Below are 16,939 nucleotides of genomic sequence, written 5' to 3' on the forward strand. Positions count from 1 at the left end.
ATGTGGATTATTTTAAAGTGTGATGCAGTTGCATATACCCGCTGATGATATGGTAAAAAGAACTGGTTGGAATTTTGCTATTATTATAAGTATAACAATGGGTTAACTGGTCTTGCCACGTGCCAGTCGGACAATTGTTAAAATAGCGTCGTAATAAATTATCAATGATTTTTCCAAGATGTTGATAACTTTTTTCATCATGCATCAAGCTGGTTGCACGAATTGCCTCTGTCTGCACCCATAATCGAGCAGATTTATTGACCATGGTTCCATCTTTTTGCACTTTATCAGCAACCAAGCCTGTGACTTGATCGACAGCATAATTTTCATTAAATTCATACATGCGTTTTATTTCAGTTCGATGGCTTATCCCTGTTAATCGTTCATATTCAGATAAAAGCCAAACCCATTCATATTGATGCCCCGGTTCGACTTCTGTTTTAGAAGGGTAAGGTGCAGAGATCCAATTTTCAACAAAATATTCCTCTAAAACGCCAGCATTGTGATTGAATAATTTGGTTTTAAAGAGATGAATCAGTTTATGCGCCATTCCAAGGTCTTGTTCTGCACCTGTTACTTCATATAAAGCTAAGACTGCTTCTAATAGATGCATATGTGGATTTTGTTGTCGATAATCGGGGATTAAAGGAACAATATTTTTATATCCCCCCTGAGGATACGCCATAAAGCGTTCAATCCATTGGATGGTTTGTCGAGCTTGTTGGATTGGTTTGCGATTATTGCTGAGGCGAGCATACCATGCCAAAGAAAAGATTATAAAAGCAAGATCATATAAATCTGAGGACGCATTTAATATCTGTCCTTCACGTGTCAGGCTCTTTGCCCATTGTCCTTCACCCAATTGAGCATTTTGCATAAAATGATAAATTTGCTCGGTAATTAAATTGGCTTGTGTCCACCCTAGTAAAGCACCTTGGGTAAAGCTGTATAATTGACGCGCTTGAACGCGGAGGCGTTTATATCCTGGTAGATCAGGAGAGCCATCCATTTTTAGTTGTTCATGTGCACCCCACTGAAATGGTTTTTGTTCAGAACCATCCCCACCGATTGTTCCCCAATAGGGAAGTGCAGAATCAAATAACCAACGGGTAAATAGGTCATATTGACTGTGGATATGATGGGGAATGCTCATTTTATTTCCATTAATGTACAAACGTCAAAAACCTTAAGAATTAGCAATCTTATCAATAATATTAGTTGTCGAAAAGCCTTCTTGTAACTCTGCCAAAATGACTTTTCCACCATTTTGTTCAACAATATCCCGACCAACCACTTCTTTATTGTGATAGTCTGCTCCCTTGACTAAAATATCAGGCTTAAAAAGATGTATCAGATTAAAAGGTGTATCTTCGTCAAAAGCAACCACGGCATCAACATATCGTATTGCGGCCATAACTTGGGATCTGCTGATCAGATTATTAATGGGTCTTTGATCGCCTTTCAGGGCTTTGATACTGCGGTCAGTATTCAGGGCAACAATCAAACGATCACATTGTGCTCGTGCTTTTTTAAGTAATGCAATGTGACCTGGATGAATAATATCGAAACAACCATTAGTGAAACCAACAACAAGATTTTGTTTTTTCCACGATTTGACTTGTTCTAATAATTGATCTGGATGTAACAAAGACGGTGAAATCGTTTCAGAAAAACTGCGTGGGTCTTGTGCCTTCAGCTCATTTATTACTTCGGCAATGGTTGTGGTAGAGGTTCCTGCTTTGGCAACAACAACACCCGCAGCAGCATTGGCAATATGCATGGCTTCGGTTAAATCATATCCAGCAGCATAGGCGAGGGTTAAGGTGGCAATTACCGTATCCCCAGCACCAGAAACATCGAACACTTCTCTGGCACGAGAAGGAATGGTTGCTGCAGGCTTTCCACGTTCAATTAAGGTCATGCCTTTTTCTGATCGTGTAATTAAAACAGCTTGCCCTTGAGTGGCTTGTAACAATGTTTTACCAGCTTGTTCAAAATCTTGGTCATTATTTAAAGGATATTGAACGGCTGTGCTTGCTTCTTTAATATTGGGCGTTACACAGGTTGCATATTGATATAATGAAAAATCAGATGATTTAGGGTCAACAAAAACAGGAAGGTTATGCTGTTTTGCTTGTTGCATCGTATGTTTCATAACAATGGGATGACATACACCTTTGCCATAATCAGAAATAATAATGGCATCGACTTTGGAGACTGCTTGGTCAATTGATTGTAATAATTGGGAGACTTCATCGTGATGCAGTGGGATCAAACTTTCTTCGTCAGCACGAATGACTTGTTGATTTGCAGCAATAAAACGAGATTTGCAAATAGTCGGACGATATTGAGATTTGACGAGGTAATGATCTGTAATATTTTGGGTTTGGGTAAGATTTTTAATATTTTCAGCATATTCATCTTGTCCAATAAGCCCAATTAAAATGGCTTTACCCCCTAACGATAAAATATTATTGGTAACGTTTCCTGCCCCGCCTAACATTTCTTTCTTATCGTTTAATTGTAGAACTGGCACAGGCGCTTCAGGAGAGATACGTTGCACGTTTCCATAAATGAAGCGATCTAGCATGACATCACCAATACATAAAATCGTAACTTTGGAAAAATCCATGAGGATTACTTTCGAACGTTAAAGAGTGAAAGAATGCGTAAAGGCATGTAAAAAATTTTGACGCTCAGTCTTTAAGCGTTCGGCTGTGAGGATTGCTTCTATTTGAGCAATAGCATCGTCAAGTTTATTGTTAATGACAACATAATCAAATTCTTCCCAGTGCTCTATTTCGCTCAAAGCAGCATGCATTCGTTTTTGAATTTCATCTGCATGATCCGATGCTCTGTTGGTTAGGCGTTTTTCCAGTTCTTCTAATGAAGGGGGAAGAATAAAGATGCTGACGACATCATCGGGCAATGCTGCTTTGATTTGACGTTGACCTTGCCAATCAATATCAAAAATAATATCTTTCCCTTCGCTTAGATGTTGTTCAACAGGGGCTTTGGGTGTGCCATAGCCTTTGTCAAAAACAATTGCCCATTCTAAAAGCTCACCATTGTCAGCTTGAGTATTAAATTGTTCTTTGGTGATGAAATGATAGTGAATGCCGTCTATTTCGCCTGGACGAGGCAAGCGCGTTGTTACTGAAATCGATGGAAATAAATTTTTCTGGGAGGCTCTAAGCGCATTGGCAATTGTTGATTTTCCAGCACCTGAAGGGGCAGAAAGCACAAAACAAATCCCTCTTCTTTGGGCAGGCTCAACGGGGTTAGAAGATAGCTTAGACATAAAATTCCTCCACGACGTATCTGTTTGATGATTATCTATACCAGAAATTATGTCTTTCATAAACAAGCAAGGTGACGATAAATAGAGATAATCAACATAAGATGTGAGAGAATGAATTTTAGTTAATCCCTTGGGTAGTTGACCAAGGGATATAAGGGAGTATCAATTAATAACGGATAACGGTTCGAATAGATTTTCCAGCATGCATCAAGTCAAAGGCTTGGTTAATTTGATCTAAAGGCAGCTCGTGCGTAATAAAATCATCTAATTGGAATTTACCTTGTAGGTAATCATTAACAATATTTGGTAGCTGTGAGCGTCCTTTAACTCCACCAAATGCAGAACCGCGCCATACACGTCCTGTTACCAGTTGGAAAGGTCGGGTTGAGATTTCTTCGCCTGCACCTGCAACACCGATAATGATCGATTCCCCCCATCCTTTGTGGCAACATTCCAACGCAGAGCGCATGACTTTGACATTACCAATACATTCAAAAGAAAAATCTACCCCGCCATTGGTTAGTTTAACAATGACATCTTGAATAGAGTTTTGGTAATCTCTTGGATTAATACAATCTGTTGCACCTAGTTTTTTGGCTAGGTCAAATTTGTCAGTATTGATATCAATGGCAATAATACGACCTGCTTGTGCAGCTTTTGCCCCCATAATGACAGAAAGTCCAATGCCGCCTAGTCCAAAAACAGCGATTGTATCACCAGGCTGCACTTTGGCAGTATTCGTAACAGCACCCATGCCCGTTGTAATACCACATCCTAGTAAGCATGCTTTTTCTAAAGGAGCATCTTTGCTGATTTTAGCAACAGAAATTTCAGGAACGATTGTATATTCAGAGAAAGTTGATGTTCCCATATAGTGAAAAATAGGCTTGCCATCTTTGAAAAAACGCGTCGTTCCGTCGGGCATTAACCCTTTACCTTGGGTGACGCGAATAGCTTGGCATAGATTGGTTTTCCCTGATAAGCAATAGTCACATTTCCCACATTCAGGAGTGTATAAGGGAATGACATGATCCCCTACGGAAAGACTGGTGACACCTTCACCAACAGCTTGAACAATTCCTGCACCTTCATGCCCTAAAATAGCAGGAAAAATCCCCTCTGGATCAGCACCTGATAATGTATAGGCATCCGTATGGCAAACCCCTGTTGCCATAATACGGATCAGCACTTCTCCTTTTTGAGGAGGCATTAAATCAACTTCTTCGATAGAAAGAGGCTGCTGAGCTTGCCATGCAACAGCAGCACGTGTTTTAATAAATTCCAATTTTAATCCTTTAAGTTTGTATTTTTAATCGTGAGGCACCAATTGAGGATGAGTCATTCGGTATCTCATTAAGATCATAATACAAATTGCAGCCAAACCTGCAACTATGGCAAGAGAAAGACCGTAATTATTATTAAAATATTCGGCAATATAAATTTGTATAATTAAATTGGCTGAAGCAAACAAATTGCCCATTTGATAAAAGAATCCAGGCAGAACCGTGCGTGTGCTGGCAGGTAATAATTCGTTTAGATAAACAGGAATAACGCCCCAAGCCCCTTGTACCATAAATTGCATAATAAAGGCACCAACGCCAAGTAAAATCATATCATTTGAAAACGCCCACAAAGGAATGGCAAACAAAGATAAACCAGCAGCCAATGCGATTGCTTTAGAACGCCCAATTTTCTGAGATAGACTGCCAAAAAAGATTCCCCCCATAATAGAGGCGATATTGTAGGCAATCGCAATTCCTCCAACAATATGAGACGTGAAATGATGTTGCTCTTTTAGGAATAAAGGATAAGAATCTTGAGTACCGTGGCTGAACAGATTAAAACAGGTCATTAATATGATGGCAAATAAACATACCTGCCAATTGTTCATAGCAATGGGTAAAATACGGGTTCGTTTTGCTTTTTCTTGGTTTTTTGCAGCCAACCATACAGCAGATTCTTGAACGAAAAAATGGATAAAAATAACAAGTAAGATTGGAAAAGCACCAATAATAAATAGATATCTCCAACCCAGAGAATCAAAGAATAAAGCATAAACAACCGATGCGGTTAAATATCCCAAAGGATATCCTGCTTGAAATAGCCCTGAAATAAACCCTTTTGATTCCTTAGGGATTGTTTCAAATGCTAAGGAAGAGGCTACTCCCCAAACGCCACCCATTGCAACGCCATAAACACATCTGATTAAAAGAAAGATGATTAAATTAGGTGCAAAGGCAGATAAAGCACTTAATATTGAAAATAAAGCAACATTTCCCATTAAAACAGGTTTTCGCCCATATTGCTCGGCCAATCTTCCGATAAAAAAGGCACCGACTGGGCGAAGGGCTAATGTTAAAAATATAGCAATGGATACCGATTTTTTGGTAACAGAAAAGCTGGTCGCAATATCGTCAATAACAAAAACAAGTAAAAAGAAATCGAAAGCATCTAGTCCCCAACTGCTGAGGGCAGCAAAAACAGTGTTTATTTGATTTGCAGACCATTTTTTCATAGATTTATCCTTTGGTTTGGTAGGAGTAATTTGAAATAAGGTTTTACGTTAAAGAGTTTTCAATTCTCCAGCAAATCACAACTATGCTATTTCGTTATTGAGGGATTATAATGGGTTTTTGTAATTATTTTCAAAGTGAGTGAGGTACATAGAATATATTATTTTGTTTGTCAGTTGTTGATTTTAACATATTGAAAAATAGGTTAATTATGGCGTAATTGCTTTATACGAGTTATTTATAAAGCATAATCTGACATCCTGAATTTCAGAGAGTATATTGTATATTAGTTACTCATTTAAAGTATTTTATAAAGATAATTATGATGCGGAATAAAACATTTCATTCAATATTAATTACAGGTGCTTCTTCTGGAGTAGGGCGTGTGGTGGCATTATATCTTGCTGCTCCTGATGTACGTTTATTTTTAGGAGGGCGAAACCAAACAAATTTAGAAAAAGTTGCTGATGAATGTAAATCTTTGGGTGCTGTTGTAGAGATGAAAAGTTTAGATGTCTGCGATCGGCAAGGCATGGAGGAGTGGATTTACTCTGTAGGTCATTTGGATTTTGTTTTGGCTTGTGCAGGGGTTTCGATAGGTACTGTGGATGCAACCTCTCAACATACTCTTCCTGAAAGTTCAGATAAAATTCGTCAAATTATGCGAACGAATATTGATGGTGTTTTAAATACAGTCTTGCCAGCCATTGAAGTGATGCGTCAACAAAACCTTAATTCGGACGATATTCGTGGTAGGATTGCTGCGGTTGCATCTGTGGCAGGGTTTGTGAATTCAGCTTGGGCACCTTCGTATTGTGCATCGAAATCAGCGGTTGATCGGTTTATGGTTTCAAGCGGTGGGTCTTTAGAAAAGTTAGATATTTATTTATCGAGTATTTGTTGTGGGTTTATTCGCACGCCTATGACAGCCAATCACAAATTTAAAATGCCAGGATTAATGGATGCAGATACTGCGGCAAAATTAATTGTGCAAGGCGTATTGAGTAAAAAGAGGCGTATTATATTTCCTGTGTGGATGGTGGTATTGGCTAGAATGATTGATTTATTACCAGTAACTTTGTTGGAAAAATTGTATTTACCCTATTTAGAAAAAAATCATAAAAATTGATATGGTGAAAGATAGAAAGAAGATTGATCTGCTGGTTATTATTAAAGTATTTTCTTGAAAAAAAGATCATCATTATTCTTAAAAGCTGATACAGTCGGGGCGATTGATTATATATTGTCTTGAATAAGGTTGTTTGATAGTGATGAAGACGTCTGCTGATACAAAAGCGTTTCATAAACCGCGTTTTTGTGAAGGCTCAATCATGCGGCATGTGGTTGTCATGGCTGGTACAGGTACAGTTGGATTAATGGCTGTATTTCTTGTTGATTTTTTAAATCTTTTTTATATTTCCAGACTGGGGAATTCTAATTTTACAGCAGCGATAGGCTTTGCAAATGCGATTGGTTTTTTACAGATGGGCGTTTGTATTGGTATGTCTATTGGCGCAGTTGTGATTACCGCACGATTAATTGGAGCGGGTCAACCAGAATGTGCCAAGAAAATGGTGACATCATTTATCATATTTACAATTTTTCTAATGATTATTATTGGTTTGTTGGTTGCAATTTTTAATCGTGAGATTTTATATCTTCTGGGTGCCAGAGATGTTGTTTTAATCCAAGCCAGCCATTTTGTAATGATTGTGTCTCCTTTTTTATTTTTGATTGCTTTGGGGATGGTATTGTCGGGTTTGCTTAGGGCAATGGGGGATGCCAGGCGTTCGATGAATGTCACAATCATTGGTGCTTTGGTCGCAGGGATTATGGATCCTATTATGATCCTTGTTTTGAATTTAGGATTAGAAGGCGCTGCGATTAGTACTATTTGTTCTCGATTGGGTGTGGCTGTGTTGGGATTCTATAGTTTAAAGCGCTATCAACTCATAGAGAAACCGCATTGGAATGATATTTTTTCTGATTCATTAAAAATATTAAAAATCTCGTTTCCAGCAATTCTGACGAATTTGGCAACGCCTGTGGGTGGGTTATTTGTGATTCATACGATGTCAAATTTTAACAGTGATGCGATTTCAGGTCAAACGGCTATTGATCGTATGATCCCAGTCGCATTTGCTTTTGTCTTTGCATTAACAGGATCTGTTGGACCTATTATTTCACAGAATTTTGGTGCAGGGCTCAGAGAACGTATGCAGGAAACTTTAGTTGTTTCTTTAAAACTCGTTTGTTTATGTGTTTTTTGCGCATGGGGGATTTTTTATATTGGTCAAGATATCTTTGTTAAAATGTTTGCTTTAAAAGCAGAGGGGGAGGCATTGATGCGATTATTTTGTAATTGGGTCATTATTAATAATTTGTTTCTAGGAATGTTGTTTGTTTCTAATACAGCGTTTAATAATCTGGGATATCCTTTATTTGCTACGTTCTTTAACTGGGGGCGTGCGACTTTGGGAACGATTCCTTTTGTGACAATTGGTGCTTCTTATGGTCCTCAAGGGGTGTTGATCGGGCAATCTTTGGGTGTTATTCCTTTTGGAATTATGGCGGTTTGTTGTGCATTTTTTCTTATAAAAACAATTCAAATGAACAAACCAATATAACGAGGATATATTTGATTTAGTGATTTAACATATCCTGTTTATATTGTTTGTTCCATTTATATAATATCGGTAAGAATAATAGTAAAATAACCAAAGCAATTCCTGCTAGACATAGCAGGTTCCAAAATAGCCCTTGATAAATAATTAACGTTTTTTCAGGGGAAAGGTTATTCATATCAGGTGGTGCTGCAATATTAGCAATAATCCCACCAATATACATTGCAATCCCTGATGCCATCAGATAAGACCCCGTCATAAATCCATTGATAGAGGCAGGGACATAACGTGCGACGACAGCTAAACCTAGACCGCTGGTTAATAATTCCCCTAAAGATAAAAAGAAATAACCACTCACCATGATCCAAGAAGATACATGAGGGGTTGTGTTATAAAGACATGCAAGCCACCAAATGAAGAACCCTATGGCGACAAAGAAAAATCCCGCGATAAACTTTGTTGCAATAGAAAAATCTTTTTGTTTGCGACCAAGAGTTGCATATAGTTTGGCTAAGAGTGGGCTGAGTATCATAATCCAAATAGGGTTTAATGCCTGAAACTGTCCTGGTGACCAGTTGAATAAGTGATAGGAACCAATTGCAAAGGACAAATCAACATTACGCAGGGCAAAAAAAGTCAAAGACGTTGACATTTGTTGATAAAATACATAATAGAGCATGCCTTCAAAAGTCAGTAAGTAAACAATCCTGAGACCTGAACGATAGGTTGAATCCATTTTAAAATATAGCTGTACCCACAAAGCCAAGATCAAGAGTGCAGCACCAATTACACACCATTGAGCAACGGCAGGAAATGTTATAATCACAGTAATCAAAGCAACGGAAGCAATGATACCTAAAAAGATATAGATTAGGATAGAGGCAGGGATAGGTCGTTGATCTGTTGATGACACATAAGAGGCAAGTCTTTTTTGTGTAAGTGAATAATTGGTAATTCCTAATAACAACCCAATAAAACACGCGATAAAAGCGGCATCCCATCCATAATGATCTTTTAAATATGGGCATAATAACATGGAGACCGTTGATCCGACATTAACAGCCATATAATAAAGTGTAAAAGCAACATCCAATTGACTGTCATTATCTTCATAAATACGGCGAACCAAAGTGGCTGCATTGGGTTTAAATAAACCATTTCCTGTGCTGATAATTGCCATGGTAATATAAATACCACCCGTATAATGCATGGCAGAGGCCAAAAGTAAATATCCCAAAGCAAGGATAATACTGCCATACAGCATGGCTCTTTGATTGCCTAAGATCTTATCCCCAATCCATCCCCCCAAGGCAGGGGCCGCATAAGTCATCGTGCCAAAAGCTGCGATTAATAGATTGGCATTATAATCACTAAATTTCATATATTGGCTAAGGAATAACACCAAAATGCTCTGCATACCGTAATAGCCAAAGCGTTCCCAAAGCTCAATGAATAAAACAACTGAAAAGGCATTGTTTTTTTGTTTTAATGAAGTGGATGTCATTACCATTTATGCCTAGATGAAGTGGGTGGATCAATTAAAGTAAACTTCTGAATAGTTTGCTTATTTCAATATTTGCTGATTTTCCGGTAAAGTCTATTAATATGTATATATAATTTTATCAATGTATATATTATATAAACAAATTGCGAATATATTGTATAAACAGATTGAAATATGACTATTATACTCTTTTGAAGTATTTTAATTTGAGAAGATCAAGATGTTTTCTAATATAGAAAAAAATAAATGGTTACAAGCTGTATCCTATCTTTTGATGGGGGCAACGCTAATGATAACTCATACGAATAATGTGATAGCAAAAACACCCAAAAAAGAGCCTGCCCCTAATATCTCACATGGCAACAATCCGAATTCCTCAGTCGATGTTATGGATTTATCTGTCCTGCCAGCGATCAAAGGGAATGTGAAGCAATATTTGCCAACCCCTTATGGAAACTTAGGAGGGCTATTATTAAGTGATGGTACTCAGATTATGTTTTCTACGATGTTTGGTGAGGCAGTCAAAACATTTGTTCGCCCAGGACAAAATGTTACTATTCGTGGATTGAAAGCAAAGCATTTACCTTTGTTACAGGCTTTTTTAATTGAGAATGAAAAGGGTCAGAAAATTCAAGAGGATAGTCCAGAGGCAGGATTCTCTCCAGTGCCGATTACAGGACCTGATTTGTTTGTACAAGGACAAGTTGCGCAGTTGTTGCATAATTTGCAAGGACAAGTGATGGGTGTGGTGCTTAAAGATGGCACCGTTGTGTATATTCGTCCATCGGATATTGGAAAGCTAGGGTTTGGTTTGCAACTTGGTGTTTCTTTGTATGTTCGAGGAATGGGCAGCTTTACGTCTATGGGGAAAGCATTGCAAGCTCGGTTGATTGGTCAAACAAAAGATCACATGGTTGAGTTGTTGCAGATTAATGCCCCCCCCTTTGGTGCTCCTGCTGGCAGTCCTGCTTATGATTATATTCCACAATAGTTGATTTTATTTAATTTAAATCTATAAAACGTTACACAATATGATAATTTTTTGATACGATAAAATTATAAAATTGCGTAATCGTTAGTATATAATGTTTGTGCTAAGAGAGTAGATAATATTTAAAGTAGTTGCCGATTTGCAAATGTGATGAATTAGCTGTGAGAAATGTAAAAAAAATATTGCCTTTCTTGCGTAAATAGTCTTTTTTACGAACTGAGTTAACTTGTGATGGACTTGAAGAAAGAGGAGGGGGTATCTTTGGAAGAAGATGCAAAAAAGAAACAGCTCGATTCTTTTGATAAGAAATTACAAGATTTTGAGTCACGATTGAATCCTTCGAAAAAGCATAATCACTCTCAATCTTTTGGGGGCGATAATGATTTGTGGAAGTTTGTTTTAAGGTCAGGAGTAGAGCTTTTCTCTGCGTTTTTAGTTGGGATTATGATTGGATATGGGCTCGATTATTGGTTATCAACCCGTCCACTATTTATTGTCATATTTTCCTTTCTAGGGATGGGTGCAGGTGTGCTTAATGTCTGGCGTATTGTTAAACCTGGTGATATAAAGTCAAAATGATTTTGTTTTTTCGTAAAAGATTCGATTTGGTGTTGGGAGAAAAATAGTGGCCGGTCACAAGATAGACGCACTCGGTCAATTTGAATTGCATGAAGTTTTTGGTGGATTGGGTGTTTATTTTACTCAATCTGAACTGATGATGGTTATTGCAGCAATTATTGTTCCTGTGGCGATTTATTTCGGAATGCGTCATAAAGCTGTTGTGCCTGGTCGTTATCAGAGCGCAACCGAGATGTGCTATGAATTTATTCATGGTATGGCTATTGGAACGATGGGAGCCAAAGGAAAGGGATTTTTTCCTTTTATATTTGCTTTGTTCTTTTTTATATTAACAGGGAATTATTTGGGGCTTTTACCATTTTCTTTTGCTTTTACCAGTCATATTGTTGTGACTGTAACGTTGGCTTTGATGGTGTTTGTTTTATCAATTCTTGTTTCGTTAAAAAACCAAGGATTGAAGTTTTTTGCTCACTTTATGCCTGCAGGGGCGCCAATTGCTATGGCACCTTTGCTTGTTCCTATTGAAATTCTATCTTACTTATCCAGACCAATTAGTTTGTCAATTCGTTTATTTGCAAATATGGTTGCTGGACATGTGATGTTGGAAATGTTCGCAGGCTTTACAATTTTGTTAGCTACAGGATTGGGATTGGCATTGGGTGGCCCGTTGGGGATTCTCCCTATTTTGTTGAATATGGCTTTGACTGCACTTGAATTATTGGTGGGTGCATTACAGGCCTATGTTTTTGCAATTTTGACTTGTATGTATTTACAAGAAGCAATAGAGCATTAACTTCAGTTTCGTATTAACTTTATTTATTTTTTAGTATCAAGGAAAGAAATCAAATGGATCTTACCCTTATTACAGCCGCAAAACAAATTGGTGCTGGTTTAGCTGTTATCGCATTGTCTGGTGTTGGTATCGGTATTGGTAATATTTTTGCAACCCTCGTCAGCAGCATTGCTCGTAATCCAGCTTCTCGCCCACATGTATTTGGTTTGGGTATGTTGGGATTTGCTCTCACGGAAGCTGTTGCGCTTTATGCACTACTGATCGCTTTCCTTATTCTCTTTATGTAAGGGGGGTCTTTACGTGAGACGCTTTTCAGCCCGTTTTTCCCGTCTGGTGGCGTCTCTCGTGGGTGGAGGGGTGCTTAGCTTATTGCTGGCGCCTGCTTTATCCACGAATGCCATGGCTGTTGGTATGCCCCAGATGGATTTTAAAAACCCGTTGGTTATGGCTCAGGTTATCTGGGTTTTAATCATCTTTTTTTGTTTTTTTCTTGCTGTAAAATATTTTTCTATTCCACAGATTGAACATGTTGTTCATAATCGCCGTTCAAAAATTGATGGGGATATGGATTCTGCTAGGCAAGCAAAGGCTCAGGCAGATAAAGCTGTTGAAGCGTTAAATAAAACACGTCGTGAAGCAGCAGCAGAAGCACAAACAAAAATAGATTCAATTATCCAAGAAACAAGGGTTGCTTCTGCAAAACAAATGCAAGAATTGCAAGCACGTCTTGACAATGAAATGCGTGAAGCAGAAACTCGTATTGTTGAAGCGCGTAATGGTGCTTTGAAACAAGTTGATCAAATGGCGAAAGATGTCGCGCAAAGTTTGCTGAAACAATTATTAAAAGAGGACGTTCAAGGCGAAATCGTTAATAATAAAGTTCAACAAGTTTTGACAGCAAAGTCTTAGTAGGCAGAGAAAAAATGGATTTATTAAACGACCCTCGATTTTGGTCTGCGCTTGCTTTTGTTTTGTTTTTTGTCTTTTTTGGTAAAAAAATATGGCATCCGTTGGCTGCGGCTATGGATAATAGAACAAACCGAGTAAGGCAAGAGCTTGAAGAAGCTAGCCGTCTACGTCGTGAGGCTGAAGAGATTTATACAGCTGCTCAGAAAGAGCATGAAGCGGCAAAGCTTGAAGCTGAAAAAATGCTTGCGGCATCTAAAGAGGCTGCAGAGCGTATTGCTGAAAATGCTAAGAAAGAAGCTGATGTAGCTGCTCGTCGTCATGAAGAGTTGGTTCGTCTTCGCTTGGCAGCATCCGAGCAAGACGCTATTAATATTGTTCGCCGTGAGGCAGCAGATGTTGCAGTTAAAGCTGCTTATGAAGTGATTTCTTCTGTATTAACAGAAGAAAAAGACAGTTCTTTGATTGATAATGCGATTGCTGATTTACCAAAAGCGCTTGCTGAAGAACGTCACGTTGCTTAATTTTTTTTCGTCTCGTTAGGGTCCAATGGCCAGTGTAATTTCAATTGTCGTTACGGTTTTAAACGAGGCGGAAAATATTTTTCCTGTTTGTCGCGAGATCGCGGGTATGCTTGTAGAACTTCCTGATTGTGAAGTGATCTTTGTTGATGATGGAAGTACGGATCAAACGTTAAATCAATTAATAGAAGTTAAAAATACGTTTTTACCTTCTTTGGTTATTTTATCTCATAATCATCGTTGTGGAAAATCTGGTGCATTATTGACGGCTATTGCTGGTGCTCAAGGTCAATGGATTGCTACGATGGATGGGGATGGGCAAGATGATCCCAAAGAAATAATTTCCATGTGGAAAAAATCTCAACAGTATAAAGGGCGTGAACCTTTAGTCGTTGGGGTTCGTTTAAAGCGAAACGATAATTTCTCTCGTCGCTTTGCAACGATTTTTGCCAATGGATTGCGCCGTAAATTATTAAAAGATGGTTGTGTAGATACAGGTGCGCCGATGAAGTTATTTCTTAGAGATGATTTTATGAAATTGCCTCATTTTGAAGGGTTGCATCGTTTTTTGCCAGCTTTATTAGGGCATTATGGTGTACCGCTGGTTTGTCACGAGGTTCATCATCGACAACGATTAAATGGTGTATCCAAATATACGAATTTTAACAGAGCTTTGGTTGGTATTCGTGATTTATTGGGTGTGATATGGCTGCTTAATCGGATTCGCCTACCTAAAAAAATTACAAAATATTAATTATAATCAAAGGGATAAAATGACCCTTTCTTCTTTACAAAAGTCTTTTCGTTTAAAGGCAAGTCATTATATATGGCTTGCCTTGTTTGTTTTTGTTTTGTTTTTGCCTGGACGTGCGACGCTTCCTCCATTGGATAGAGATGAAGCAAGATATATGCAAGCAACGTCTCAGATGATCGAAAGCCAAAATTATATCGATGTGCGTTTTCAAGATAAACCACGGTATTTACAGCCTGCAGGGATTTATTGGCTGGAGGCAATAGCGGTTAAAGCTGCCAAAGCAACAGGAATGGTAAAGGATAAATCGGTTTCGCCATATCGAATTCCTTCTTTGCTGGCTGCTGTTGGATCGGTTTTGTTAACAGTGTGGATTGGCAGTATTTTATTTGATTCATATATTGGTCTTTTAGCGGGATTATTTTTGGCAGTATCCGTTTTATTAACGGGTGAGGGTCGTATGGCTACGATTGATACGACTTTGCTTTTTTTTGTTTTATTGGCGCAAAGTTGTTTGGCTCGTGCTTGGATGGCTAGGCTGACGACCGAGAAACTTTCTGTTTCTGTAGGGATTATTTACTGGGGAGCAATTGGGTGTGGTCTGATGTTGAAAGGACCAGTGATGCTTATTCCTACTTTGTTGCCTCCGATTATTTTGGCATGGGTTAAAAAAGATAGAGCATGGTGGAAGCATTTACATCCTAAATGGGGATGGATTTTGATGCTTGTAATCGTTATTCCTTGGTGTGCTGCAATTTGGGTTATCAGTGATGGCAAATTCTTCACAGATGCTGTGGGAACGAATTTGCTCAGTAAAGTAGCATCAGGGAAAGAGTCTCACGGTGCTCCTCCAGGGTTATATTTAGGAATTTTCTTAATTACGTTTTGGCCGGGTTCTTTGTTTACGGCTTGGGCATTGCCCTATATTTGGAGAGAACGGAAATCTGAATCTGTTTGCTTCTTGTTATGTTGGATTATTCCTCATTGGATTGTTTTTGAGTTGGTGAAAACAAAATTGCCGCATTATGTATTACCAACATACCCTGCGATTGCGATTTTAACCTCAATGGCACTTTGGAATATTTCCAAAACTTGGGATGGTCCAACCTCCAGATGGGGGCGTTGGTTGCTGCATATTTATACAGTGTTATGGGTTGCGGTTGGGCTGTTACTTTCTGTGGGTGGGATTATTTATGCACATTATATGACAGGAACTTGGTTCTGGTCAGCAATGATTGGGGCAATAGCAGCATTGTCTTTGATTGGTTATGCTGTTGTATGTATATTGAAGTATAATATGCAGCGTGCTTCTTTGGTATCGATAGGAGCGGCGATTGTTATTTATCTAGAGTTGTTCGTGATTTTGATTCCTGGGTTAAGCTCTGAATGGTTAAGTGGAAAAATAGCAGAAACCGTTCGCCTTTTGAAACCTTGTGAGAATAGCATTGTTGCTTCGGCTTCTTACTCAGAGCCAAGTCTAGTATTTTTAGTCGGTAAAGAAACGAAATTGATTAATTCAGAAAAAACGGCACAATTTTTAAAAGATAATCAAGCCTGTGGATTAGGATTAGTCGATCGTCGGGATGAGAAGAAATTTATGGAATCTATAGAAAAAGAAAACTTAACAGTTAAAGAAATAGGTCGAATTCACGGGTTGAACTATTCGAATGGCAAACAGCTTAGTTTAGGATTGTTTAAAGTTGCCCAATAAATGTATAAAGGCGCTTCAAGCGCCTTTATATCGTTTACGAAATTTTTTTGTTAATATCCAAGAAGCATATAACGCAATATAGGTCGTATAACGAAATCAATCACAAGGAAAACGATAACTGGGCTGATATCAATAGTCCCTAAAGAGGGGAGGAGCTGTCTGATCGAGTTTAGTAAAGGGTCACACATTTGGCTAAGGAACATATATATCCCTCTGATAATGCTGCTGCTGGGATTAACAACGCCAAAACTGAGCAAAAAGCTGAAAATACAATATGCGAGTAAAATGAGCATATAGACATTTAGCAATATATTTAAAAGATTATATAACTCAAGCATGGTGTTTCCCTTAGCATCAATCTGTATGATTGCTATTTATATAAGAAAAATATCTTTTTACATAATTATTTATTTATGTTCGCGTTGCATGATGTTAATGCACAGGCAAAAAAAACTATAATGCTCCGAATCATTGTCCAAAATATATATGAATTAAATTCATATCATTATTGAGTTTTAATTATTAATTTTTTTTGCAAATAATAACATGTAGAGTGTTTATCGTTTTATTTTTTTTTTGCAGGTCAAAGAAATATTGAACAGATTTCAAGAAAAAAAAATTATCTATTGCGTATCTGTTCTGTATGTATTTATATGACATGTTAATAAAGAGTCTTAAGTTGTCTCTTTTACAAGATTAAAAATTCGTAGGTTATTATAGCATTTTTTGTTTTATTAAGCAAAGT

The 16,939-nt window shown here is 37.9% G+C and carries 17 protein-coding genes; 10 read left to right on the forward strand and 7 right to left on the reverse strand.

Features of this window, described 5'->3' with window-relative positions:
- Nucleotides 1–7 precede the first annotated feature (7 nt).
- From QJV33_RS05725 to QJV33_RS05745, 5 genes are all read right to left on the reverse strand, one after another.
- On the reverse strand, nt 8–1,153 hold the full coding sequence (locus tag QJV33_RS05725) for an AGE family epimerase/isomerase (protein WP_281462415.1): 1,146 nt from the start codon (nt 1,151–1,153) through the stop codon (nt 8–10).
- 33 nt (nt 1,154–1,186) lie between these two features.
- Complete coding sequence (gene hldE / locus QJV33_RS05730; RefSeq protein WP_281462416.1) at nt 1,187–2,632, reverse strand: bifunctional D-glycero-beta-D-manno-heptose-7-phosphate kinase/D-glycero-beta-D-manno-heptose 1-phosphate adenylyltransferase HldE; 1,446 nt, start codon at nt 2,630–2,632, stop codon at nt 1,187–1,189.
- 18 nt (nt 2,633–2,650) lie between these two features.
- The gene (gmk, locus tag QJV33_RS05735; RefSeq protein WP_281462417.1) at nt 2,651–3,301 is read right to left on the reverse strand and encodes a guanylate kinase; all 651 of its coding nucleotides are present in this window, start codon (nt 3,299–3,301) and stop codon (nt 2,651–2,653) included.
- A gap of 166 nt (nt 3,302–3,467) precedes the next feature.
- Nucleotides 3,468–4,577, reverse strand: coding sequence for an S-(hydroxymethyl)glutathione dehydrogenase/class III alcohol dehydrogenase (locus QJV33_RS05740; RefSeq protein ID WP_281463393.1), 1,110 nt, complete (start codon nt 4,575–4,577; stop codon nt 3,468–3,470).
- 33 nt (nt 4,578–4,610) lie between these two features.
- The gene (locus QJV33_RS05745) at nt 4,611–5,816 is read right to left on the reverse strand and encodes an MFS transporter (RefSeq protein WP_281462418.1); all 1,206 of its coding nucleotides are present in this window, start codon (nt 5,814–5,816) and stop codon (nt 4,611–4,613) included.
- A gap of 320 nt (nt 5,817–6,136) precedes the next feature.
- Here QJV33_RS05745 and QJV33_RS05750 point away from each other — a divergent pair, with 320 nt between their 5' ends.
- Both QJV33_RS05750 and QJV33_RS05755 read left to right on the forward strand, forming a co-directional pair.
- Complete coding sequence (locus QJV33_RS05750; RefSeq protein WP_281462419.1) at nt 6,137–6,943, forward strand: SDR family NAD(P)-dependent oxidoreductase; 807 nt, start codon at nt 6,137–6,139, stop codon at nt 6,941–6,943.
- Nucleotides 6,944–7,085: 142 nt separating this feature from the next.
- The gene (locus QJV33_RS05755) at nt 7,086–8,441 is read left to right on the forward strand and encodes an MATE family efflux transporter (protein WP_281463394.1); all 1,356 of its coding nucleotides are present in this window, start codon (nt 7,086–7,088) and stop codon (nt 8,439–8,441) included.
- Between the two features lie 16 nt (nt 8,442–8,457).
- Here the strand turns inward: QJV33_RS05755 and QJV33_RS05760 are convergent, their stop codons facing one another.
- Nucleotides 8,458–9,942: a peptide MFS transporter gene (locus QJV33_RS05760; RefSeq protein WP_281462420.1), complete on the reverse strand. Its 1,485-nt coding sequence runs from the start codon at nt 9,940–9,942 to the stop codon at nt 8,458–8,460.
- Between the two features lie 220 nt (nt 9,943–10,162).
- Between QJV33_RS05760 and QJV33_RS05765 the strand changes: the two genes are divergently transcribed.
- The 8 genes from QJV33_RS05765 to QJV33_RS05800 all read left to right on the forward strand — a co-directional run bounded on the left by QJV33_RS05765 (nt 10,163) and on the right by QJV33_RS05800 (nt 16,194).
- Nucleotides 10,163–10,933, forward strand: coding sequence for a hypothetical protein (locus QJV33_RS05765; RefSeq protein ID WP_281462421.1), 771 nt, complete (start codon nt 10,163–10,165; stop codon nt 10,931–10,933).
- A 231-nt stretch (nt 10,934–11,164) separates the two neighbouring features.
- Nucleotides 11,165–11,512, forward strand: a complete 348-nt coding sequence (locus QJV33_RS05770; RefSeq protein ID WP_281462422.1) for an AtpZ/AtpI family protein — start codon at nt 11,165–11,167, stop codon at nt 11,510–11,512.
- A 43-nt stretch (nt 11,513–11,555) separates the two neighbouring features.
- The gene (locus QJV33_RS05775; RefSeq protein ID WP_281463395.1) at nt 11,556–12,305 is read left to right on the forward strand and encodes a F0F1 ATP synthase subunit A; all 750 of its coding nucleotides are present in this window, start codon (nt 11,556–11,558) and stop codon (nt 12,303–12,305) included.
- A gap of 53 nt (nt 12,306–12,358) precedes the next feature.
- Nucleotides 12,359–12,592 (forward strand): ATP synthase subunit C family protein, encoded by a 234-nt coding sequence (locus tag QJV33_RS05780; RefSeq protein WP_034339894.1) that lies wholly within the window; start codon nt 12,359–12,361, stop codon nt 12,590–12,592.
- Between the two features lie 13 nt (nt 12,593–12,605).
- Complete coding sequence (locus tag QJV33_RS05785) at nt 12,606–13,214, forward strand: F0F1 ATP synthase subunit B family protein (RefSeq protein ID WP_281462423.1); 609 nt, start codon at nt 12,606–12,608, stop codon at nt 13,212–13,214.
- 14 nt (nt 13,215–13,228) lie between these two features.
- Complete coding sequence (atpF, locus tag QJV33_RS05790; protein ID WP_281462424.1) at nt 13,229–13,735, forward strand: F0F1 ATP synthase subunit B; 507 nt, start codon at nt 13,229–13,231, stop codon at nt 13,733–13,735.
- 25 nt (nt 13,736–13,760) lie between these two features.
- Nucleotides 13,761–14,486, forward strand: coding sequence for a glycosyltransferase family 2 protein (locus QJV33_RS05795; protein WP_281462425.1), 726 nt, complete (start codon nt 13,761–13,763; stop codon nt 14,484–14,486).
- A gap of 19 nt (nt 14,487–14,505) precedes the next feature.
- Nucleotides 14,506–16,194 (forward strand): ArnT family glycosyltransferase, encoded by a 1,689-nt coding sequence (locus QJV33_RS05800; RefSeq protein ID WP_281462426.1) that lies wholly within the window; start codon nt 14,506–14,508, stop codon nt 16,192–16,194.
- 50 nt (nt 16,195–16,244) lie between these two features.
- Here the strand turns inward: QJV33_RS05800 and QJV33_RS12020 are convergent, their stop codons facing one another.
- Nucleotides 16,245–16,532, reverse strand: coding sequence for a YggT family protein (locus QJV33_RS12020; RefSeq protein WP_408869649.1), 288 nt, complete (start codon nt 16,530–16,532; stop codon nt 16,245–16,247).
- Nucleotides 16,533–16,939: the final 407 nt, after the last annotated feature.

Origin of the sequence: Commensalibacter nepenthis (assembly GCF_029953305.1) — a bacterium.
In the GTDB taxonomy this organism is placed as follows: Bacteria; Pseudomonadota; Alphaproteobacteria; order Acetobacterales; family Acetobacteraceae; genus Commensalibacter; species Commensalibacter nepenthis.